The 20,926-nt window shown below is 61.7% G+C and carries 23 protein-coding genes; 15 read left to right on the top strand and 8 right to left on the bottom strand.

Features of this window, described 5'->3' with window-relative positions:
• Position 1: 1 nt before the first annotated feature.
• The 5 genes from QMA15_RS14480 (at position 2) to trmD (ending at position 3,304) form a co-directional block, all read left to right on the top strand.
• Positions 2-1,084: an amidohydrolase family protein gene (locus QMA15_RS14480; protein ID WP_060938667.1), complete on the top strand. Its 1,083-nt coding sequence runs from the start codon at positions 2-4 to the stop codon at positions 1,082-1,084.
• Between the two features lie 209 nt (positions 1,085-1,293).
• A complete protein-coding gene (gene rpsP / locus QMA15_RS14475; RefSeq protein WP_003942818.1) occupies positions 1,294-1,764 on the top strand; it encodes a 30S ribosomal protein S16 in 471 nt (156 codons plus the stop codon).
• Positions 1,761-2,003 (top strand): RNA-binding protein, encoded by a 243-nt coding sequence (locus QMA15_RS14470; protein ID WP_003939023.1) that lies wholly within the window; start codon positions 1,761-1,763, stop codon positions 2,001-2,003. The genes rpsP and QMA15_RS14470 overlap by 4 nt, the downstream gene beginning before the upstream one ends.
• A 14-nt stretch (positions 2,004-2,017) precedes the next feature.
• Positions 2,018-2,590 (top strand): ribosome maturation factor RimM, encoded by a 573-nt coding sequence (gene rimM / locus QMA15_RS14465; RefSeq protein WP_021343908.1) that lies wholly within the window; start codon positions 2,018-2,020, stop codon positions 2,588-2,590.
• Positions 2,591-2,599: 9 nt separating this feature from the next.
• The gene (trmD, locus tag QMA15_RS14460; protein WP_019747962.1) at positions 2,600-3,304 is read left to right on the top strand and encodes a tRNA (guanosine(37)-N1)-methyltransferase TrmD; all 705 of its coding nucleotides are present in this window, start codon (positions 2,600-2,602) and stop codon (positions 3,302-3,304) included.
• Here trmD and QMA15_RS14455 read toward each other — a convergent pair.
• Complete coding sequence (locus QMA15_RS14455; protein ID WP_046378394.1) at positions 3,301-3,876, bottom strand: dihydrofolate reductase family protein; 576 nt, start codon at positions 3,874-3,876, stop codon at positions 3,301-3,303. The genes trmD and QMA15_RS14455 overlap by 4 nt on opposite strands.
• A 68-nt stretch (positions 3,877-3,944) precedes the next feature.
• On the opposite strand from QMA15_RS14455, the gene QMA15_RS14450 reads away from it, so the two are divergent.
• Positions 3,945-4,523 carry a TetR/AcrR family transcriptional regulator gene (locus QMA15_RS14450; RefSeq protein ID WP_020969331.1) on the top strand — a complete coding sequence of 193 codons (579 nt, stop codon included), beginning with the start codon at positions 3,945-3,947 and terminating at the stop codon, positions 4,521-4,523.
• A 5-nt stretch (positions 4,524-4,528) separates the two neighbouring features.
• On the opposite strand, the gene QMA15_RS14445 is transcribed toward QMA15_RS14450, so the two are convergent.
• Positions 4,529-4,975: a GtrA family protein gene (locus QMA15_RS14445; protein WP_020969332.1), complete on the bottom strand. Its 447-nt coding sequence runs from the start codon at positions 4,973-4,975 to the stop codon at positions 4,529-4,531.
• Complete coding sequence (locus QMA15_RS14440) at positions 4,972-7,170, bottom strand: hypothetical protein (RefSeq protein ID WP_279163809.1); 2,199 nt, start codon at positions 7,168-7,170, stop codon at positions 4,972-4,974. The genes QMA15_RS14445 and QMA15_RS14440 overlap by 4 nt, the downstream gene beginning before the upstream one ends.
• Positions 7,171-7,342: 172 nt before the next feature.
• Between QMA15_RS14440 and QMA15_RS14435 the strand changes: the two genes are divergently transcribed.
• Positions 7,343-8,329, top strand: coding sequence for a glycosyltransferase (locus QMA15_RS14435; RefSeq protein ID WP_019747967.1), 987 nt, complete (start codon positions 7,343-7,345; stop codon positions 8,327-8,329).
• On the top strand, positions 8,319-9,461 hold the full coding sequence (rffA, locus tag QMA15_RS14430; RefSeq protein WP_060938670.1) for a dTDP-4-amino-4,6-dideoxygalactose transaminase: 1,143 nt from the start codon (positions 8,319-8,321) through the stop codon (positions 9,459-9,461). Before QMA15_RS14435 ends, rffA begins: the two co-directional genes overlap by 11 nt.
• Before the next feature lie 26 nt (positions 9,462-9,487).
• Here the strand turns inward: rffA and QMA15_RS14425 are convergent, their stop codons facing one another.
• Entirely contained in the window at positions 9,488-10,474 is a 987-nt protein-coding gene (locus QMA15_RS14425) for a serine hydrolase (protein WP_029255127.1), read from the bottom strand.
• 75 nt (positions 10,475-10,549) lie between these two features.
• On the opposite strand from QMA15_RS14425, the gene QMA15_RS14420 reads away from it, so the two are divergent.
• From QMA15_RS14420 to QMA15_RS14395, 6 genes are all read left to right on the top strand, one after another.
• Entirely contained in the window at positions 10,550-12,883 is a 2,334-nt protein-coding gene (locus tag QMA15_RS14420) for a Tex family protein (protein WP_070796224.1), read from the top strand.
• Positions 12,884-12,988: 105 nt separating this feature from the next.
• Positions 12,989-13,876, top strand: coding sequence for a hypothetical protein (locus QMA15_RS14415; RefSeq protein WP_003942742.1), 888 nt, complete (start codon positions 12,989-12,991; stop codon positions 13,874-13,876).
• Positions 13,877-13,965: 89 nt separating this feature from the next.
• A complete protein-coding gene (gene rplS, locus QMA15_RS14410) occupies positions 13,966-14,307 on the top strand; it encodes a 50S ribosomal protein L19 (RefSeq protein ID WP_003942791.1) in 342 nt (113 codons plus the stop codon).
• A 55-nt stretch (positions 14,308-14,362) separates the two neighbouring features.
• Complete coding sequence (gene lepB, locus QMA15_RS14405) at positions 14,363-15,166, top strand: signal peptidase I (protein ID WP_003942787.1); 804 nt, start codon at positions 14,363-14,365, stop codon at positions 15,164-15,166.
• Between the two features lie 50 nt (positions 15,167-15,216).
• On the top strand, positions 15,217-15,897 hold the full coding sequence (locus QMA15_RS14400; protein WP_024487346.1) for a ribonuclease HII: 681 nt from the start codon (positions 15,217-15,219) through the stop codon (positions 15,895-15,897).
• Between the two features lie 37 nt (positions 15,898-15,934).
• Entirely contained in the window at positions 15,935-16,240 is a 306-nt protein-coding gene (locus QMA15_RS14395; RefSeq protein ID WP_003942715.1) for a DUF2469 domain-containing protein, read from the top strand.
• A 65-nt stretch (positions 16,241-16,305) separates the two neighbouring features.
• On the opposite strand, the gene QMA15_RS14390 is transcribed toward QMA15_RS14395, so the two are convergent.
• The 3 genes from QMA15_RS14390 to QMA15_RS14380 form a co-directional block, all read right to left on the bottom strand.
• Complete coding sequence (locus QMA15_RS14390) at positions 16,306-17,487, bottom strand: RtcB family protein (RefSeq protein ID WP_279163808.1); 1,182 nt, start codon at positions 17,485-17,487, stop codon at positions 16,306-16,308.
• 97 nt (positions 17,488-17,584) lie between these two features.
• Complete coding sequence (locus QMA15_RS14385; RefSeq protein ID WP_019747974.1) at positions 17,585-17,818, bottom strand: hypothetical protein; 234 nt, start codon at positions 17,816-17,818, stop codon at positions 17,585-17,587.
• Positions 17,819-17,900: 82 nt separating this feature from the next.
• Positions 17,901-18,908 (bottom strand): iron-siderophore ABC transporter substrate-binding protein, encoded by a 1,008-nt coding sequence (locus QMA15_RS14380; protein WP_232252705.1) that lies wholly within the window; start codon positions 18,906-18,908, stop codon positions 17,901-17,903.
• 144 nt (positions 18,909-19,052) lie between these two features.
• On the opposite strand from QMA15_RS14380, the gene QMA15_RS14375 reads away from it, so the two are divergent.
• Positions 19,053-19,859: an AraC family transcriptional regulator gene (locus QMA15_RS14375; RefSeq protein ID WP_279163807.1), complete on the top strand. Its 807-nt coding sequence runs from the start codon at positions 19,053-19,055 to the stop codon at positions 19,857-19,859.
• 115 nt (positions 19,860-19,974) lie between these two features.
• On the opposite strand, the gene QMA15_RS14370 is transcribed toward QMA15_RS14375, so the two are convergent.
• Positions 19,975-20,709 (bottom strand): hypothetical protein, encoded by a 735-nt coding sequence (locus tag QMA15_RS14370; protein WP_084326627.1) that lies wholly within the window; start codon positions 20,707-20,709, stop codon positions 19,975-19,977.
• Positions 20,710-20,926 lie beyond the last annotated feature (217 nt).

The raw sequence follows: 20,926 nt of genomic DNA, 5'->3' as shown, positions 1-20,926 counted from the left end.
GGTGGCTGCGCTTCATCTGCGGGGTATCGGTCTGCCCGATGCCGAGCCGATCGAATTGTGGATCGTCGACGGGCTGATTTCCTTCGAGCCGGTGTCCGGTGCGGAGACGATCGTCGAATCGGGTTGGATCACACCGGGTCTCGTGGATGCGCATTGTCACGTCGGTATCCGCTACGGCGGTGGCGGGGGCGAAACCGTCGACGGCTTGCTGGAGCAGGCGAAGACCGAACGTGACGCGGGCGTGCTGTTGCTCCGCGACGCCGGATCACCGGTCGACACCAGGTTCATCGACGAGCGCCTCGATTTGCCGCGAATCATTCGCGCAGGTCAGCACATCGCGGCACCCAAGCGGTACATCCCGGGCTTGCCGGTCGACCTGGACGACGAATCTCAGTTGCCGGCCGAGGTAGTGCGTCAGGCACGCGCTGGTGACGGCTGGGTCAAGCTCGTCGGCGACTGGATCGATCGTTCCGTCGGCGATCTGGCTCCCTTGTGGAGCGACGAGATCCTGGTCGAGGCCATCGCTGCCGCCCACGCCGAAGGCGCAAAGGTCACCGCTCACGTTTTTGCCGAAGACGCTTTGCCCGGCCTGATCAACGCCGGTATCGACTGCATCGAGCACGGCACCGGATTGACGGACGCGACCATCGAGTCGATGGTCGCGCACGGCACGGCCCTGGTTCCGACGCTGATCAACATCGCTACTTTCCCCGAGATCGCGGACTCCGCCACGCGGTATCCGATCTACGCGGCGCACATGCGCGATTTGCACGCTCGTCGGCACCAGACAATCGGTGCCGCTCACGAGGCCGGGATTCCGATCTATGCCGGAACGGATGCCGGCGGTTCGATCAGGCACGGGCGGATCGCCGACGAGATCGCCGAACTCGAAGTTGCCGGATTGACAGCTCACCAGGCGTTGGGCGCAGCCAGCTGGGATGCGCGGAGTTGGTTGGGTGCCCAGGGCATCGAAGAGGGAGCGCCCGCCGACCTGGTGGTTTATTCCGAAGATCCGCGCGGAAACCCCGATGTGCTCGCGAAGCCGATGCGTGTGATCCTCCGCGGCACCCCCGTGAGTGGTTAGGGAGTCCCTGCACTCTCGAAGCGCGCACAGGGTGGTTTCCGAACGAGCCCACCCATCTGGCACAATGGACCATTGTTCGTCGCAACCGGTTACGTACCGCTGCGACGGTCACAGGATAGAGGCAAAACCGGGCTCACAAATCGTGTGGGTCGCTGAATTGCACGTGACATGCGCAGCACTGTTGTGCGCGCTGAAGGAGAACTGCAGCTGTGGCTGTCAAAATCAAGCTCACCCGCCTCGGCAAGATCCGCAACGCTCAGTACCGCGTTGTCATCGCCGACTCGCGCACCCGTCGTGACGGCCGTGCGATCGAGACCATCGGCAAGTACCACCCCAAGGAAGAGCCCTCGCTGATCGACATCGATTCCGAGCGCGCTCAGTACTGGCTGTCCGTGGGCGCACAGCCCACCGAGCCCGTCGAGGCACTCCTCAAGATCACCGGTGACTGGCAGAAGTTCAAGGGCCTGCCGGGCACCGAAGGCACCCTGCGCGTCAAGGAAGCCAAGCCCACCAAGCTCGAGCTCTTCCAGGCTGCACTCGCGCAGGCCGAGAACGAGCCGGTCGCAGAAGCAATCACCCCCAAGAAGAAGAAGGCTGCAAAGGCTGACGAGGCCAAGGCAGAAGACACCGCGGCTGACGCCGAGGCTCCCGCTGCAGACGCCGAGGCTGCTGACAAGTGAGTGCCGTCGTCGCTGATGCGGTAGAGCATCTCGTGCGTGGCATCGTCGCCAATCCCGACGATGTGCGTGTCGAGCTGATCACCGGACGTCGGGGACGGACCGTCGAGGTGCACGTGCACCCCGACGATCTCGGCAAGGTCATCGGTCGGGGTGGTCGCACGGCGACCGCTCTGCGGACCTTGGTCTCCGGCATCGGTGGCCGCGGTATCCGTGTTGATGTCGTCGACACCGATCAGTAGACGGCAGTAAACAGGTGGAACTCGTAGTCGGTCGTGTCGCGAAGTCGCATGGCATCAAAGGTGAATTGGTAGTCGAGGTTCGTACAGACGAGCCCGAAGATCGTTTTGCCGTAGGTTCTGTGCTGCGTGGGCGCAAGCCGCGCGAGTCCACACTGAAGTCGTACACAGTGGAAGCCGCCCGGGATCATTCCGGGCGGCTTCTGCTGCGCCTCGAAGGCGTCAGTGACCGTGGCGACGCAGATGCGTTGCGCGGCACACTGTTTGTCATCGACAGTTCCGAACTCGAGCCTTCGGATGATCCGGACGAGTTCTACGATCACGAACTCGAAGGACTGAAGGTCGTCCTCACGGACGGTACCGAGGTCGGTTCGGTCATCGAGGTATTGCATTCCGCCGCAGGCGAATTGCTTTCGATTCGCCGTACCGGTGAGACGTCCGGTGAATTGCTGATCCCGTTTGTCGCCGCCATCGTCACCTCGGTGTCGATTGCCGACGGCGTCGTGGTGATCGAGCCTCCCGAGGGACTGCTCGACCCGGACTTCGGCGACAAGTCGAACAGCGACAATTCGAACTCAGACAACGACTGATCGTTTGTCATGCGTCTCGACGTCGTCACCATCTTTCCCGAGTATCTCGAACCGCTTCGTGCTGCCTTGCTGGGCAAGGCAATCGAACGTGGCTTGATCTCGGTCGACGTCCACGATCTTCGGTCGTGGACCCATGACGTACACAAAGCGGTCGACGATTCCCCGTACGGCGGCGGGCCCGGCATGGTCATGAAACCCACCGTCTGGGGTCCGGCGCTGGACGACGTGATCGGTCGCTCCGATTCTTCCGGCCCGGATGATGCCGAGACGATCCTGGTGGTGCCGACTCCCGCCGGCGTCCCGTTCACTCAGGCGACCGCACATCGCTGGGCCACCGCCAAGCACCTTGTCTTCGCCTGCGGCCGATACGAAGGTATCGATCAACGCGTCTTCGACGACGCCGCCAAGCGGGTTCGCGTCGAAGAAGTCAGTATCGGCGATTACGTTCTGATCGGCGGTGAAGCAGCCGTGCTGGTGATGGTCGAGGCTGTTGTGCGACTGATGCCCGGCGTTCTCGGCAATCAGCTCTCACACCAAGAGGATTCGTTCTCCGACGGGCTCCTCGAAGGGCCCAGTTACACTCGCCCCGCCGTGTGGCGTGATCTCGAGGTTCCGCCTGTTCTGCTTTCCGGAGATCACGCGAAGATCAAAGCCTGGCGCCATGAGCAGTCGCTGCAGCGCACGGCCGAGCGTCGACCGGATCTACTTCCTTAGGTATTTCTCTTCAACCAGGTGATGCTTGCGCCGTCGTCGAGCGATTCGGTTGCAGTCGGTGTGAACAGTGTCGGCTCGAAGTTACCTCTGATCAGCGGTATGCCCGCGCCGGCGACAACCGGATACCTTTTGACGATCAACTCGTCGATCTCCGGTAGTAGTTCGCCGGCGAGAGTTCCGCCGCCGCACAGCCAGATATCTTGTCCTTCTTCCTCTTTGAGGGATCTGACGACCGCACGTGGATCGGTGCGAACGATGGTGACCGCGGGATCCTCGGCGTCAGGGAGGGTGCTGGAGACGACGAACTGGCGCAGGTGCGCAAAAGGGCTGGTCACGCCGAGGCTCAGCCCGGGCTCGTAAGAGCCGCGGCCCATGACGACCGTGTCGAAGGTTCTGTTGGGTGCGTCCTCGATTCCGAGAGCGGGCCGTACATGCGTTGGCACGGTCTCGGGATATCGATCGCATATCCAGGCCGTGATCTGTTCGGAAACCGGGAAGAAATCGAATTCGCCGTCTGGTCCCGCGATGTAGCCGTCGAGGGAAGCTCCCACGTAGTACACAAGCTTTCGCATCAAACGCTCCGTTCGTAGTACTATGTTTGTAGTGGTTTAACTTAGGGTCGTGTCAGGAGTGATGTCAAGTGCGAAAGAACCCGGAACGACGGCTTGCCCTGATCGACGCGGCAATCGAGGTGTTGGCCCGAGAGGGTGCTCGAGGCTTGACTTTTCGAGCCGTCGACACCCAGGCAGCCGTGCCGAACGGGACAGCGTCGAACTACTTCTCCAATCGCGACGACCTACTCACGCAGGCCGGTGGCCGGATCTACGAGCGACTGATTCCGGACGACCTCGAGGGATTGATCGATCCCGTCAACGGCACCGATCGTGAGCGACTGGTGACGCTCATGCTCGACGTGGTCGAGCGGGTCACCTCGTTTGGAACGGGTTTCCTCGCGCTCATGGAGTTGCGGCTGGAGGCGATACGTCGTCCGGACCTGCGAGCGGTCCTGACCGTCCGCATCCGAGAAGACTTCGATCTGAACGTAGCCAATCATCTGGCGTCGGGCGTGCCGGGTGATGCGATGACCGTTCGCCTGCTCTATTTGTCGCTGAACTGGCTCGTACTGGATCGACTGACATTGCCGAACCTGTTCGGGGAGGAAGATATTCGTACGATCGTCGAGGCCGCGGTGGATCGAGCGCTACCCCGCGAATCGTAGAAGGGTCAGTGCCGCTCGGCAGGTTTGCGGCGGAACGAGAAGTATCGATGACCGAAGAAACTCACCCCGGCAACGATCAACATGACAACCGCCTGGGCGGGAAGCGGCGGGGCATGCAGAATCGACACCGCGATTGTTCCGAGTATCAGATTCAGCACGAGGCCACCGGAATTGACGACGATGAACGCGCCCAGGTCGCGTGCCACATGTCCGCGGACGCGGAAAACCAACGTCCGATGCAGAACGAAAGCGATGAGCACGCTGATGGAGTACGCACCGATCACGGCCACTTGATACAGATCCTTGTTGTCGAGGATCAGTGACCAGATCACGAAGAGCCCGTATCCGATCGCCGTATTGGCCACTCCGACAATGGCAAACGCGATGGGTTGATGCTTGACCACCCGCAGCAGTGGGCCGGGGTTCTCGGGTGATGCGATGTCTTCGGTCATGAAGACTCGGTTTTCACGGTGTTGATCCGGTCCTTGCGTCGTGTCCGCAGATACATCCACTCGAGCACGCCGAGGCCGAGGATTCCGGCGACCATCGAAGCGCCGCCGACCTTCCATCCCGGGGGTCGCCACGTGAGGACAAGTTCAGCGTCCTTCGTCCCGGCTGGGATGTCCACGGTGACAAAGGACTTCGCGACGACGTCGATCGGGACAGGCTGGCCGTCGAGGCTAGCTCGATACCCGGGCCAGCCGAGCCGTGCGAACACAACCTTGCCGCCGGTCTCCGAACTGACACGAAGGGTGCTCGACATGTTCGATTCCGCGGTCGAAACAGCTTCGACGCCACGGGTATCGGCGATGCGACCGTTTCGTGTCGAGACGGGGCCGTCGACGCGTTCGAGCACGGAGATGTAGTTCTCGTGACCGGGGTAGTCCACCCAGGTCCACCCGTCGGGGGCCTGGCTCTTACGTGCATCGGGGTAGAGGGCGTTCTGCAGTACGACGCGGTCCACCTTCATCAGGTCGACGATGGTGCGGCCGGTGGTGGGTTCGACGGTGAATGCCCGTCGGAAGGCGTCGGGGCAGACGCTCATGTCCCAGCGCATGCAGAGCAGATCACCGAAGTAGAAGTGCCCGTTGGGGGTGTAGCCGCTGGTGTAGGTCAGTTCGAGGTCTTTGGGGTAGTTGCCGAAAGCCAGGGAACCGTACGCTCCGTCGAGGGTTTTGTCCCCGGGTGCGATGAGTGCACGGTCGCCCAGTTGCAGTGTCGTGCCTTCGAAGTCGGGGAAGGCCTCTTTCATCTCCGAGCGGGATTCGGGCAGGTCCCAGCTCATTGGGGTTGGTTGCGCGGCCCGAACCTGGGCGTAGGCGATGGGGGAGACCGCGGCGATTGCCAACAGGCATGCGAGCGCGGTGCCCTTGGTGCGGCCCAGCCACACCATCGCAGCGCCGAGTGCGGCAACGACCAGGGCTGAGATCACATGCCATTTCGCGAGCCCGGGAGCTGCCGAGGCGGACCTGATCAAAAGCAGGCCCACGAGGATTCCCGCTGCAACGCAGCGTCCGCGCAACTTGTCGGTCGTGGCGTAACGCCCGAGCAGGATGCACACCAGAAGCAGGAGTCCGATGGCCACCATCGGAAGCACGCGCGCGGGCCACCGCAGTGGGCCGATTGTGCTCGGCCCGGCAGTCCACATGAGGACGGCGACCGTGAAGATCCCGACGGCGGTCAATTCGCGTGCCGCGGCGCGTGCCTTGCCCCAGTCGATGAACGCCGGAGCCGGAATGAGGAACCACGCGACGTAGACCATGGGCATGGTCTGGATGTATCCCCACCACGAGGAGAATGCGGGCATCGTGCTCGGCAGGCTCGCGTTCAGCGATTCCGACCAGGGAACGGCAAGGAATGCGTCGTTCTTGACTTCGGATGCACCGCGCCAGGTGACGTCGGCGGTGAGCAGGCTCGGCAGATACGTCGCGAGACCGGCGAGGGCGGCAGAGGCGGACACCGCCAGAAGCCGCAGCGACGGCAGCCAACGCCGCTGATAGACAACTTCGCCGATCGCGACTGCGACGATCATCAAGCCGGATTCGACTGCGGGGAAAACATATTGGACCGACATCGCGAGATACAAGAACACGAAGGTCGGGATCGGACCGCTCTTGCCTCTGGCGTAGCGGATTGCCGAGGCCCACGCCTGAACCATCCAGGCAGTGCCGGTGAAGGCTGTCATCCAACTGGCCGAGTCGAAGAACAGGAGGAAACCGGTGAACGGAATCGAGACTCCGGCGACCGCAGCCCACGTGGGCTTCGAGCCGTACTCCAGGCAGATCCGATAGACGCCCAGCGCAAGGATGATCGCGAAGATCAATTTCACGATCGTCGCGTACAGCGCCAGGTTGTCGAAGGACGGTGCGATCAGGTCGATCAGAAGTTGTGGCGGATTGAGAAGGCCCGCTTCCTCGATCGCGTAGTTGCCCGCCATCCAGTTCTCGGGGACGAGTACCGGCAGGTGTCCTTCTCGCAGGCTACGGCCGAGCATGACCGACAGCGGCGCGTACTGGGACTCGGTGTCGTCGGTGTAGAAGTGACGAGCGTTCGCGAGCACCACGGCCAGGTAGCCGGCGATGACACCGACCGCCGTGACGGCGCCCCACTTGTACACGTCTGCCCGGGCGAGAGTGCGAGTTTCCACCACGAGTTCCAGACCTTAACAGGGCAGGTGGGGCGCGCGGAGACGCGAGCGCATCACGCGCCGTCGGCATCCGAAGTCCGGACATCTCTGCGTGTTAAAGTTCGCGACGGTGTGGGCCCGATCGTGCCTGTCTCTCGGCGCCAGTCGAGCCCCCTGAAGGGAGTGGAAGCGAGTGCACTCGATTTCCGTCGTAGTGCCCGTTTATCAGGGCGAAAAGACGATCACGGCGCTCGTCGAGGAGTTGGACGGCCTGTGCGCACCGAGTTCGACGCCCGGTGGAGCGCAATTCACCGTCGACGAGATCGTGCTGGTTCACGACAACGGTCCGGACCGTTCCGACGTCGTGTTACTCGAGTTGGAGCGCCGTTTCGATCAGGTGCGTGTCGTGTGGCTCAGTCGCAACTACGGCCAGGACGCGGCGACTATCGCCGGTATGGCCGTTGCACGTGGCCAGTGGATCGTGACGATGGACGAAGACGGCCAGCACGACCCGGTGCACATCGGGGCTTTCCTCGACACCGCGCTGACGGAGCGATCCGATCTCGTGTATTCCAAACCCACGAACACCCGCCCGCATGGATTCTTGCGGAACCTGACCTCGCGCGGTGCAAAGATCGTCTTGGCGACGGTATTCGCGTTCCCTGATTCGACGAGATTCGAAAGTTACCGCCTGATCCGAGGTGACATCGGCCGACAGTTGGCCGGCGTCGCCGCCAACGGCGTGTATCTGGACGTCGCGCTGACGTGGGTCGTCGGCAATACCGCCACTGCGCCGGTGACACTTCGAGCGGAAGGCCGCGAGGAATCGGGGTACAACTATCGCCGTTTGTTCTCGTTGTTCTGGAAGATGGTGTTGTGTAGCGGAACCCGCGGTCTGCGGCTGGTGAGTCTGCTCGGGGTCACCCTGGCGTCGGCCGGTGTGATCATGGCTGCGGTGATCTTCGTCCAAGCCATGACCGGTGACAACAACGACCCGGAAGGATGGGCGTCGATCATCATGGCGCTGCTGGTCTGTTCGGGTGCGATCCTGTTCTCGCTCGGTCTCATCGCCGAATACCTTGGCGTGGCACTGCACGTCCTTGTCGGAAAGCCGCTGTATCTGACAGTCGATTCCCCGCGGCCCGGAACCTCGATCGATCGGCGTAGTCGTGAGCACTGATCGCATCATCTTCTCCCGCCCCTATCGGGCATCGAATGAATTGTCGAATCTGGCAACGGTTCTGGAGTCCGATCACATTCACGGTGACGGACGTTTCACCAAGTCCGCGACTGCAGCGCTCAAGGCGATCACCGGATCCACGCATGCTCTGCTGACCACCTCGTGCACGCACGCACTCGAATTGGGTGCGCTGCTGCTCGAATTGGGCCCGGGCGACGAGGTAATAGTTCCGAGCTTCGCGTTCAGTTCGGCGGCAACCGCCGTCGCGTTGCGCGGTGCCACTGTTGTTTTCGTCGACATCGATCCGAGTACCGGCAATATCGATCCCGACTGCGTCGCAGCGGCGATCACGGAACGCACGAAAGCTGTACTGGTCATGCATTACGGCGGAGTCGCCGCCGACATGGAACCTCTCGTCGACCTCGCGGAACTCCACGGCGTCGCGTTGATCGAAGACAACGCTCACGGGCTCGGCGGAAAGTGGCGCGGGCGGGCGCTCGGCACCATCGGAACTATCGGTACGCAGAGTTTTCACGACACCAAGAACGTTCACTGCGGCGAGGGTGGCGCGCTGTTGCTCTCGGACGATCAGTTGATGACCCGCGCCGAAATCATCCGTGAGAAGGGGACCGACCGTGCGCGTTTCCTGCGCGGCCAGGTCGACAAGTATTCGTGGCAGGACATCGGGTCGAGTTATCTGCCCAGTGAACTCAATGCCGCTGTCCTCGACGCACAACTCTCGGAGTTCGACGCGATTCAGGCGGCCAGGCATCGCGTCTGGGATGCCTACAGCGTGAGTCTGGGCGAGTGGGCGTCCGAGAACGGTGTCGTTCCCATGGCGGTTCCTGATGATCGCGAGCACACCGCGCACCTGTTCTATCTCAAGATGCCTACCGAAGAGAGCCGCGACGGTTTGATTCGGCATCTTGCCGCCGACGGAATCGTGGCGCCGTTCCACTACATTCCGCTCGATACGAGTGCGGCCGGTGTGCGCTACGGACGAACGCCGGAGCCGTGTGTGCGTAGCGCCGAGTTCTCCGCGTCGATCCTTCGACTGCCGCTGTGGCCCATGCTCACGTCCGAACAACAGGAACGGGTCATCGGTTCCGTCCTCGAGTACAAGCAGGCTTGAGGACTAACACGACCGCGTGGATCGAATCAGGGCCCGGAAGCTTCGGGCATCACCGAATCCGCGGTCGTGGATGCCGCCGCCCAGTCGTCGATGCTTCCGCTCGGGAAGAGAATCTGTGTGACGCCGGTGACCGTGTCACGTGCGTGCAGTGCGCTTTCGTCGTCGACGGCGTCGGTGAACGAGGTGTCGGGATAGAAGCTGTCCTCGTCCGTGTACTGGACGTCTTCTCGCGAACCGATTGCGATGATGTATCGGTTGTCGTCACCGACGATGCCGGTGGACAGATGGATCCACTTGTCCTCGACACAGCACATCCAGCCTTGCTTGACTCCGATGACCGACTCGCCGAACAAGGCCTCGGGCAATCCGAACCTCTGGTCGTAGCCGTCGGTTCCTTCGGGAGTGGATTGCCGCAGGTACTCGACGAATTGCTCGACCCGCTCAGGTCCGAGCTGGTCGGAGTCGTCGAGGACGCCGTTGTAGAAAGTGACCAGGTCGTGCGTCGTGGTCTCGGTGTTCCACCACATTCCGTCCCACGGCGGCGTCGTCGCGGTCAGTGCGTAACGCTCGGCAACCCGGGTGATCACCTCCTGACCGCCGACCTCGTCCCACAGCAGGTTGGCTGCGGTGTCGTCGGAGGATTCGAGCATTGCCGCCATGAGGGTGCGATCGTCGTCCGTGATGGGCCGCTCGCCGCGAGCGTCCTGATGGAGGAGATCCTCGGCGATGAAAAGTTTTGCCACCGAGGCAGTTTCGATTTGCTGGTCGCCGGCAACATCGAGGTACTTGTCCGAGGATCGATCGAGGACGGCGATGGATACGTCCGCACCACGCCCGAGCGCCGCCACCTGAGCTTGAGCCAGTCGGCCGTCGAGAGTCTCCGCGACCGGAACATTGGTGTCGGGGAAGGCGGGGGTCTGCATCGAATCATCCGGGTTCTGTCCACCGCTGCACGAAGCCGCAAAAGTAACTGCGGCCGCCATTGCGGCAATCCGGACGTACCGCGTACTCATCTGTTTCCCCCGGTAGCCCTGACACGGCACTGTTGCCGATCTTCTTGTCTCAGGATAGCGGTAGGGTCGGATCTCGTGATTCTCAAGACCGTGAACCAGCGCATTGCCGAGGAACTCGACGTCCGCGAAGGCCAGGTTGCAGCAGCAGTCGACCTTCTCGACGGCGGAGCCACGGTGCCCTTCATCGCCCGGTACCGCAAGGAAGTCACCGGCACGCTCGACGACGCCCAGTTGCGACTTCTGGACGAGCGGCTGCGGTATCTCCGCGAGCTCGACGACCGTCGTGACGCCGTGCTCACGGAGATCGACTCTCAGGGCAAACTCGACGATCAACTGCGCGGTCAGATCATGCTGGCCGAGACAAAAGCGCGGCTGGAGGACATCTACCTCCCCTTCAAACCGAAGCGGCGCACCAAGGCGCAGATCGCCCGCGAGGCCGGCCACGAGCCTGTCGCGGACGCTCTCATCGGAGATCCCACCACCGATCCCGCGCAGTATTCGGACGAGCAACTCGACGGTGCCCGGTCGATCCTCGTGGAGCGCTTCGCCGAGGACGCCGATCTGGTCGGTGAATTGCGCGAGCTTATGTGGAGTCGCGGCCAGGTCGTCTCATCGGTCCGCAAGGGCAAGGAAACCGATGGCTCGAAGTTTGCTGACTACTTCGAGTTCTCGGAACCGTTCTCCAAATTGCCCTCGCACCGCATCCTCGCCGTCCTGCGCGGAGAGAAGGAAGAAGTGCTGTCGCTCAACATGGCGGCCGACACCGAAGAACTCGCGCCGGGGGAGCGCACGGTCTACGAAGGCCGCATCGCGTCGCGGTTCGAGATCGCCGACCGTGGTCGGGCCGCCGACGGGTGGCTTCTCGACACCGTCAAGTGGGCGTGGAAGACGAAGTTCGCCGTCACGCTCGGTATCGACACTCGAATGCGTCTGCGGCAGTCGGCCGAAAAGGACGCCGTCGACGTCTTCGCCACCAACCTCAAGGATCTACTCCTCGCGGCTCCCGCCGGCGCCCGACCCACCATGGGACTCGACCCCGGATTTCGCACCGGAACTAAGGTTGCCGTCGTCGACGGAACCGGCAAAGTTGTTGCATACGAGACGATTTACCCGCACCAGCCGCAGAACAAGTGGGACGCGGCGCTTGCGACGCTTGCCGGGCTGGTCGCCAAGCACGGCGTCGAACTGATCGCCATCGGCAACGGCACGGCCTCACGCGAGACCGACACGCTCGCTACCGAACTGATCAAGAAGACCGGCGCGCCCAACCTGACCAAGATCGTCGTCTCCGAGGCAGGCGCATCGGTGTACTCGGCTTCGGCCTACGCGTCGCAGGAACTTCCCGACCTCGACGTCTCGATTCGCGGTGCGGTGTCCATTGCGCGTCGCCTGCAGGATCCGTTGGCGGAGTTGGTCAAGATCGATCCCAAGTCCATCGGTGTCGGTCAGTACCAGCACGACATCACTGAATCGCTGCTCTCACGTTCGCTCGACGCCGTCGTCGAGGATGCCGTCAACTCGGTCGGCGTCGACGTCAACACCGCGTCCGTGCCACTTCTCGCTCGGGTGTCCGGAATCGCAGGTTCCCTAGCGGAGAGCATCGTCGCCCATCGGGACCAGAACGGTCCGTTCAAGTCCCGCAAGGGACTCAAGGACGTCTCCCGACTGGGACCCAAGGCTTTCGAGCAGTGCGCAGGCTTCTTGCGGATCACCGACGGCGACGACCCTCTCGACGCGTCGAGCGTCCACCCGGAGGCATATCCGGTGGTTCGCAAGATCGTTGCCAGTGCCGGCGGGGACGTGCGCACCGTGATCGGAAACTCGCAGGCACTTCGATCGGTCAAGGCGTCCGACTACGTCGACGAGCGATTCGGTCTACCGACCGTCACCGACATCATCTCCGAGTTGGAGAAGCCGGGACGAGATCCACGACCCGAATTCAAGACCGCGACCTTTGCCGCAGGCATCGAGAAAGTCGCGCATCTCAAGCCCGGTATGACTCTCGAAGGTGTGGTCACCAACGTCGCAGCCTTCGGTGCCTTCGTCGACATCGGAGTTCATCAGGACGGTCTGGTTCACGTCTCGGCGATGTCACACAACTTCGTCAAGGACCCACGCGAGGTCGTCAAGTCAGGTGACGTCGTCAAGGTGAAGGTCCTCGAAGTGGACGAGGCACGCCAACGCATCGGGCTGACGCTTCGTCTCGACGACGAGGTGGGCGCACCCCGCAAGTCCGAAGGCCCGCGAGGTGGGCAACCACAGCGTCAGGGCCAGCCACAGGGTCAGCGTCAGGGGCAGCAACGAGGTAGTGGCGGACGTCAGGGTGGACGCGAGTCGCGTCCGGACAACCGCGCGCCTGCTGCCGGGTCGATGGCTGAGGCTCTGCGCAAGGCGGGCTTCGGCAAGTAATTCCGTCCGCCGGGTTTTCGGAGTCCGTATCGTCTCATTCGAGTCGGTTGGCGGTATCAATCGAAAGAATGATCGGATCTGAAATTCGGTGAAGGGAGGACAGTGATGCGGGAGTGGCTCGAGCGCGAGATCATCGCCCATGGCCGATTGCCATTGCTGTTCTTCCTGCTCGGATTCCTCTCTGCCTTCCTCTTCATCCGTCTCAGCGTCCGGATGATCCGTGCGCAGGTGAAATGGTGGCCGGGCAACATCGCGCCCGGAGGTCAGCACGTGCATCACGTCGTGTTCGGTGTGATCGCCATGATGATCTCCGGTGGTGCGCTGATCGCGGTCTACGTCGATGGTTCGCAGACCACCGGTGCCGTCCTGGCGGCGATCTTCGGTATGGGTGCGGCATTGGTGCTCGACGAGTTCGCACTGATCTTCTATCTGAAGGATGTGTACTGGTCCGAGCAAGGTCGGACCTCGGTGGATGCGGTTTTCGTCGCAATCGCCGTGACCGGTCTGGTGCTGTTGGGTTTCCGCCCGCTCGAATTGCTCGACGTCGCCGGATTCCGTGAAGAACGGGATCCGTGGATCAAATTGGTCTTCGTTTTTGTCGCGTTGATCAACTTCGCCTTGGCGGCAATCGTGATTCTCAAGGGGAAGATATGGACGGGGCTCGTCGGCCTGTTCGTCTTTCCGCTGCTGGTAATCGGAGCGGTTCGCTTGAGCCGGCCGGGTGCACCGTGGGCTCGCTGGCGGTACACGCGTAAGCCGAAACGGATGAACCGCGCGCTCGAGCGTGAGCGGAAGTGGCGGCGACCGGTCATCAGGGCCAAGATCTACGTCCAGGATCTGATTGCCGGATCGCCGAGCGTCGAGCATGCGATGACGGCGGCCGAGCAGGAATTGGACCACACCATTCACGCGGCTCCGCCGCCACCGATTTCCCCGCTGGTATCCGCGTCTGGCACAATGGACGGGTTGCCTGGACCAGGCAGCAGCACTTGATCTGGGCACGAACCAGACGAGCGCCGTTTCGGGAGACCGAAACGCGTGCCGCTCGGTTCCTCTGCTCCTGCGAAATACAAGGATGACATATGAACACCCTGGACTTCCTGGACAAAAAGTCGCTCCGCGACGACATCCCCGAGTTCCGTCCCGGCGACACGCTCAACGTGAACGTCAAGGTTATCGAAGGCTCCAAGGAGCGCGTGCAGGTCTTCAAGGGCGTCGTTATTCGTCGCCAGGGCGGCGGCGTTCGCGAGACCTTCACCGTCCGTAAGGTCTCCTTCGGCGTCGGCGTCGAGCGCACCTTCCCGGTTCACAGCCCCACGCTGGCCTCCATCGAGGTTCTGACCCGCGGTGACGTCCGTCGCGCCAAGCTGTACTACCTCCGTGAGCTTCGTGGCAAGAAGGCGAAGATCAAGGAAAAGCGCTGATCTTTCCGATGAGCCCGGCACCGCGTACGCGCGGTGTCGGGCTAATCTGGTTTCTGTGGCAGATTCTTCGAAGGAGCAGGCATTGTCGTCCGGACCCGAGAATCACGAGGGATCAAGCGGTTCCGCGGAACCGACCTCACATCGGCCGCAGAAGAAACAGCGATCGTTCCTGCGAGAACTCCCTGTTCTGATCGGCGTAGCGCTGGTACTCAGCATCGTCCTTCAGGCATTTGTCTTCAGAGTTTTTCTCATCCCATCCGAGTCGATGGAACCGACACTGCACGGCTGTGCAGGATGTACCGGTGACCGCATCGTGGTGGAGAAGATCGGATACCGCTTCGGCGATCCGGAACCCGGCGACGTCGTCGTCTTCAAGGGACCCGATTCGTGGAACACGAAATATGTGTCCAATCGGTCCGACAACGTTGTCGTTCGCGGCATTCAAGAGGTCGGTTCGTGGGTCGGCCTCGTTCCGCCGGACGAGAACGACTTGGTCAAGCGAGTGATCGCTACCGGCGGCCAGACCGTCGAATGCTGTGACGATCAGGGCCGAGTCCTGGTCGACGGCAAGCCGCTCGACGAGCCGTACATCAAGATGGATTTCCCGTTCACTCCGGGAACACAAACGTGTGACACCGAATTGAAGTCGGGCCGCTGCTTCGGACCGATCACCGTTCCCGAGGGCCACGTGTGGGTCATGGGTGACAACCGCAGCAATTCCGCCGACTCGCGCTACCACGTGGACGACGAGTTCCAGGGAACAGTCCCGATCGACAACATCATCGGTCAAGCTCGATTCATCGTCCTTCCCCCGTCGCGAATGGGCGGCATCGATGCGCCTGATATTCAGGGCAATTGAGTTGTCGTACCGCACACATGGATTCGCGTAGTTCCGAGTAGGCAGAGACAGTGAGTAGTTGGCCCCCTCGCGTCGTCATTCGCAGATCGGCAGGTCTGCGGACGATGGAGTCTGCGTTGGCGCGAACCGGACTCGGTCCGGTCGCCGGCGTCGACGAAGCCGGGCGCGGAGCGTGCGCTGGTCCACTCGTCATTGCAGCGTGTGTCCTGGCGCCGAAACCGCAAGCGGCACTGGCGCGGCTCGACGATTCGAAGAAGCTGACCGAACGTGCGCGCGAGGAGCTTTTCCCGGCGATCAAGCGCTTGGCGTTGGCGTGGAGTGTTATTTCGGTACCCGCTGCGGAAGTCGATCAGATCGGTATCCACGTTGCCAACATCGAGGGGATGCGACGAGCAGTTGCGGGCCTCGACCTCGAACCGGGCTATGTCCTCACCGACGGGTTCCGGGTTCCGGGTTTGACGGCTCCGTCGCTGCCGGTCATCGGCGGTGACGGCGCCGCTGCATGTATCGCCGCGGCGAGCGTTCTCGCGAAGGTGACCCGAGATCGTGTGATGACCGAGATGGACGACACTCATCCCGGATACGGCTTCGCGATTCACAAGGGATACAGCACGCCACTGCACATGGACGCTCTCGACGAGCTGGGGCCGTGCCCCGAGCATCGCATGACGTACGCAAACGTGGTGGCTGCGGGAGTCCGGTTGGAACAACGCGCGGGCCGTACGGGATGATGGACGTTCAGACGAACTGGGAGGACTGGCTAAACCGATGAGTGCCGAGGATCTCGAGAAGTACGAAACCGAGATGGAGCTGTCGCTCTACCGTGAATACCGGGACATCGTCGGACAGTTCTCCTACGTCGTGGAGACCGAACGACGTTTCTACCTGGCCAACACGGTCGAGTTGCTGCCCCACAATTCAGACGGGGAGATCTACTTCGAACTGCGGATGTCCGACGCCTGGGTGTGGGACATGTACCGCCCGGCGCGATTCGTGAAGTACGTACGCGTCGTGACGTTCAAGGACGTCAACATCGAAGAGCTGGACAAGCCGGATCTGCGCCTTCCTGACTGATCTTGACAACGAAGTGCCCCGCCGATATCGGCGGGGCACTTCGCATTTCGCGGAGTTGCGCGGGGTCAGTTGCCCTTGACATTCACGATCTGACGCAGCGTGTGTCGAATCTCGACCAAGTCCTTCGCGTCGTCCATCACGACGTCGATGTCCTTGTACGCACCCGGGATCTCGTCGAGGAACGCCGCGGAACGCTCGTATTCGATGCCGACCATCGCTTTGTCGAGATCTTCGATCGTAAAGGTCTTGCGTGCCTGGTTACGTCCGTACACCCGACCCGCGCCGTGGGGGCTGGACTTGAACGACGGCACGTTTCCCTTCCCGACGACGACGTAACTCGCCGTCCCCATCGAACCGGGGATGAGCCCGGGCGTGCCCTCGTCTGCCTTGATCGCACCCTTACGGCTCAGCCACACACCCCGGCCCATATGGAACTCCTTCTGGGTGAAGTTGTGGTGGCAGTTGATCCGCTCGACCTCGTCGATGATCGCGGGCTTGCCGTCACCCATGAAGTGCGCGAAGTCCTTCACCACGCGGTCCATCATCTCTTCGCGGTTGAGCAGAGCGAAGTGCTGAGCCCAGTTGAGATCGGTGATGTACGAGTCGAATTCGGGCGTCTTCTCGACCAGGTAGGCCAGATCCGGATCGGGAAGGTTGATGTACCACCGCTCGCACAAGTCCTTGGCGATCTTGATGTGATGCTGTGCGAGCTTGTTTCCGATACCGCGACTGCCCGAGTGCAGGAACAGCCAGACGCCGTCGCTCTCGTCGAGCGTCACCTCGATGAAGTGGTTGCCAGAACCCAGCGTTCCGAGCTGAAACCTCCAGTTGTTCTTGAACTTGTCGTAGAAGGCCAGGCGATCGCCCGCCATTGCCTCGAGTTCTGCGATGCGGATTTGCGCCGTGTCGCTCAGCGTCTTGTTGTAGACACCCGCCGAGAGCGGAACGGAGCGTTCGATGCTGTGGCGAAGAACGCTCAGGTCGCGGCCTTGAAGGTCGCGTGCACTGAACTGGGTTTTGACCGCGATCATTCCGCAGCCGATATCGACTCCGACGGCGGCGGGCATGATTGCGCCTTCCGTCGGAATGACCGAACCCACCGTCGCTCCCGCACCGAGGTGCGCATCCGGCATAAGTGCCAGATGTGGACGGACAAAAGGCATCTGGGACGTACGCAGCGCTTGCTCGCGAGTGTTCTCGTCGAGTATCGATGCCCAGTTCCACAGCCTCTTGGTGATCTTCTCCATCAGATTTCTCCCACATAGTTCACAGCCGAACCGATCGGTCCGGTGTGTCGTGCAGGAATGACCATGCGCTCCGTCAGTGGTTGTGTGCAACCTCTTTTCAGGTGCGCAGACCGTCTGCGAGTTCGTAGATTCGTCCGACGTACTTCTCCTGGAAGGCTTTTCGAGCAGCATCTGCTTGTTGCCGTGCGCCCATCCTGGCGTAGAGGTACTCGAGTTGAACCAAGCTCTCGCCGATGTCGACGCGTCGCTGGTCGAGAACCGTCAACTCGTCGACCAGCCGAGCCAGATCGAGTCGTGCAAGATCTAGCGCTGTCTCCGGTACCTCGTCCATGGTGATCCTCGATGTCCGTGAGTGCTTCCTGGGTTTGAGGCTAGCATCATTCGAACATATTTTCGATACCTGGAATTGTTGGTTACTTCGACAATGTGGCGGTCAGTTGGTCGATGGCGTACGGAATGCTCAGGACGGTATTGCCGGACATCGCCGCGCCGACGGGTGGATCTGCGGTGTATCGCACGACTATCGCATTTCCGTTTTTCACAGCGGGTAGCCGCTGGTAGAGAGTGTTGCCGGGGAGGGCCTTCTCTCCCTCCGGATCGGCCATCACGATCAAACGATCAACGGGTTCGAGGATGTCGTATCGCTCGTTCGGCAGCCAGTCGCCGAACTGGTCGCCGACGAATGCGTCGACCGTCGGGGGGAGGGTGAATCCGAGTGACGAGAGGAAGATGCCGCGTGGGTCGTGCGACGAGAACACGTATCCCTCGGGAGTGTCGAGGTTGACGATCGTTGCGGTTTGCCCGGAAAACTCCGGGTGTGCAGCGCGAGCGGTGGCAAACGCGTTTTCGGTATCCGCGATCAGTTGCTGAGCTTGTGGTTCTTTGCCGAGGGCGCGCCCGGCGGTGAGTGTCATGTCGGTCCACGGCGTTGTGTATGCGTCGTAGTCCTTGCTCTGCGCGACAGTCGGCGCAATCGAGGTCAGCTTCTTGTAGGTCTCCGTGTCGATGTCGGCGTACAGCGCTAGGATCAGATCTGGTGCGAGGGAGGCGATTTGCTCGAAGTTGAAGTCTCCGCCGCTGTTGATGTAGGTCGGAGTTTTCCCCTTCCAGTAATTCTTCGTCCACGGCCAGCTTTCATCCATGCCGGACCCCCACCATTCGGCCATGCCTACGGGTTCGACTCCCAAGGCGAGCAGTGGTTCGTGATCGGTGTATCCGAGTGTCACTACCCGCTGCGGTTCGGCATCGATTGTCGTCGACCCCTGTGCGTGCTCGATCGTCACGGGGAATGCGTCGTTGCTCTGGGTCGCTGATGCGGTGTCGACGCCTTGCGAGGTTCCACAGGCGGTCGAGAACCCGATGATCGCGGCCGTCGTGAATAAGGCGGCGAGGATTCGGGTGCTACGTGAGGGCACGTGCATGCTCCTTCGAAGTGGTGGGCGAAGTGATCTGAGTTCCGCGTGAAGTGCTGAACTGGTCGCGTCAGCAATAAAGTGAGGCTAACCTTTGCGGGATCGTCGGTCCATCCTTCAGGATGGACTCGGATACGCCCAGAGAGACGCAAAATGTCCACTATCGAGTACTCGACTCGCCCAAAGTCCTTGCTAGCGCTGCCCGATAGTCGCGGACGGACATTCAAAGATTTTCAGGTCTACACCAACGTCGTCGACGGAGTGACTGCGTACGGAGCTCATCGACACCCCGAGCATCAGATCGCCTGGATGAGTGAAGGGATGATGCAGATCGCTGCCGGAGGCAATGTGTGGCACCTGCACAGCGAGCACTTGGTCTGGTTGCCGGGCACCGTTCTCCACGACATGACACTTCTGACGGAGGGGTGCATGATTGCGGCCTATGCGCGTCCGGATCTACGCCCTGCCGGGCCGCGGTGGACTCAGCCACTTGTTCTCGAAGTCGATGCTCTGTCCGCTCAATTGCTGCGCCATCTCGCCGACCGGACCATCGACGATGCTCGGCGGTTGATGAGTCAGGAGTTGCTCTACGACATTCTTGCTGCCGCGCCCGAACGGCACGACGTCCTCGCGGTTCCTCGCAATGCTGCGGCGAGTTCGGTTTCTGCCTGCATCCTTGCCGATCCGGCAGACTCACGGACGCTGGGGGAGTGGGCGGGCGAACTCGGGGTCAGTTCCAAGACCTTGATGCGAGCCTTTGTCGCCGATACCGGGATTACCTTCGGGCAGTGGAGAACTCGAGCACGCATGTACGCATCACTCGAGATGCTCGCGCGGGGTGAGGGTGTCAATGACGTTGCCCCGCAGGTTGGTTACCGCACCAGCAGTGGGTTCATCGCCGCATTTCGGGAAACCTTCGGTACGACGCCGGCCCGGTACGGCGGAAAGCTGATGCGGTGATTTGCTGATGATTTCTTGAACTCGGTTGACGGCAAAGCTTTGTTCGGCAAAGTAGAAATGGGCCGAGCTACCAGCATCTGCTGGTAGCTCGGCCGATTTACTAATCTGAACTGAGTCAGCTCATGTTGCCGAGCACATTGCCCAAGACACCGCTGATGACATTGGTCATCGACCCCTGCGGGTCGGTCAGGGAGCCGAATACCTGGCCTGATCCGGAGTTGAGTGAGCCGAAGCCCATGTCCTCGAGGCTTCCGGCGCCCGCCTCTACGGGGTTCGGCTGCCGGATGGTGACGCAGACGCCCATCGGATTGATGTTCCAGTCGCCCGCCGCCAGCACAATGTTGGTGCCGGCGCCGCTGTCGAGCTGCGTGCCTACAACTGCGTTATCGGGAACTTTGTAGGTGGTTTCCAAAGCGATGACGCCGCCGCCCGCAGTGGTCCATCCGCCGCCCTTTGCCACCACGGAGTTGTTGCCGACAACGACGGTCTTGGTGACGTCGTCCCACTTCTGGTCGCCGATAAGCCATTTGACGTTCAGGCGAGCCTTGACCAGCTGGAATCCTGCCGGGTGGAAATCGCGGATCTGATTGACGAGGGCTCCGGAACCGGAAACCTTGGTGATGTAGGTGACCGTCTGACCCGCGGCGACCTTGCCATCGCCGACAACCTCCTTGCTGACGGTGTACGGCGTCCCGAGGGAACCGGCCCAACTGTCGGTGACCGACTGGTTGAGCGCGCATGCCGGTGCTGCTTGCGCCACCGAGGCTCCAAGTCCAACAGTGACGCCGGCGGCGAGGAGAACGAGGGATGTAGTGGTTGCTACTGCGTGGCGAAGTGAGCGGCGGGCCATGTAGAACTCCATTCAGCGGGGTGCGTGACGGTTTGAGCAAAACTGTAACTAGTTCTACTGGACTTTCGTCCAAATTGTGGGGATTTCAGAAAATTGTCACGGTTCGGGTCGCCGTTGGTGTGTTGCGCTGCCGAATTCCACAGGTTCTGAGTTGTCAACAGGTTGTTTTTGGGTGGCTTGGTTTTGTGGTGGTGGGTCGAGGGTGGTGGTTGGGACG

Origin of the sequence: Rhodococcus sp. APC 3903, from assembly GCF_030407755.1 — a bacterium.
GTDB lineage: Bacteria > Actinomycetota > Actinomycetes > Mycobacteriales > Mycobacteriaceae > Rhodococcus_F > Rhodococcus_F erythropolis.
This window is presented reverse-complemented; position numbering and strand designations above follow the sequence as displayed.

What these genes read in the sequence shown, in the direction of transcription:
- QMA15_RS14395 (WP_003942715.1), top strand. Translation starts at nt 15,935, where the DNA reads ATGAGTGCCGAGGATCTCGAGAAGTACGAAACCGAGATGGAGCTGTCG.
- QMA15_RS14425 (WP_029255127.1), bottom strand. Translation starts at nt 10,474, where the DNA reads ATGAGTACGCGGTACGTCCGGATTGCCGCAATGGCGGCCGCAGTTACT.
- QMA15_RS14385 (WP_019747974.1), bottom strand. Translation starts at nt 17,818, where the DNA reads ATGGACGAGGTACCGGAGACAGCGCTAGATCTTGCACGACTCGATCTG.
- QMA15_RS14455 (WP_046378394.1), bottom strand. Translation starts at nt 3,876, where the DNA reads ATGCGAAAGCTTGTGTACTACGTGGGAGCTTCCCTCGACGGCTACATC.
- trmD (WP_019747962.1), top strand. Translation starts at nt 2,600, where the DNA reads ATGCGTCTCGACGTCGTCACCATCTTTCCCGAGTATCTCGAACCGCTT.
- rplS (WP_003942791.1), top strand. Translation starts at nt 13,966, where the DNA reads ATGAACACCCTGGACTTCCTGGACAAAAAGTCGCTCCGCGACGACATC.
- QMA15_RS14415 (WP_003942742.1), top strand. Translation starts at nt 12,989, where the DNA reads ATGCGGGAGTGGCTCGAGCGCGAGATCATCGCCCATGGCCGATTGCCA.
- QMA15_RS14380 (WP_232252705.1), bottom strand. Translation starts at nt 18,908, where the DNA reads ATGCACGTGCCCTCACGTAGCACCCGAATCCTCGCCGCCTTATTCACG.
- QMA15_RS14375 (WP_279163807.1), top strand. Translation starts at nt 19,053, where the DNA reads ATGTCCACTATCGAGTACTCGACTCGCCCAAAGTCCTTGCTAGCGCTG.
- QMA15_RS14370 (WP_084326627.1), bottom strand. Translation starts at nt 20,709, where the DNA reads ATGGCCCGCCGCTCACTTCGCCACGCAGTAGCAACCACTACATCCCTC.
- QMA15_RS14445 (WP_020969332.1), bottom strand. Translation starts at nt 4,975, where the DNA reads ATGACCGAAGACATCGCATCACCCGAGAACCCCGGCCCACTGCTGCGG.
- QMA15_RS14390 (WP_279163808.1), bottom strand. Translation starts at nt 17,487, where the DNA reads ATGGAGAAGATCACCAAGAGGCTGTGGAACTGGGCATCGATACTCGAC.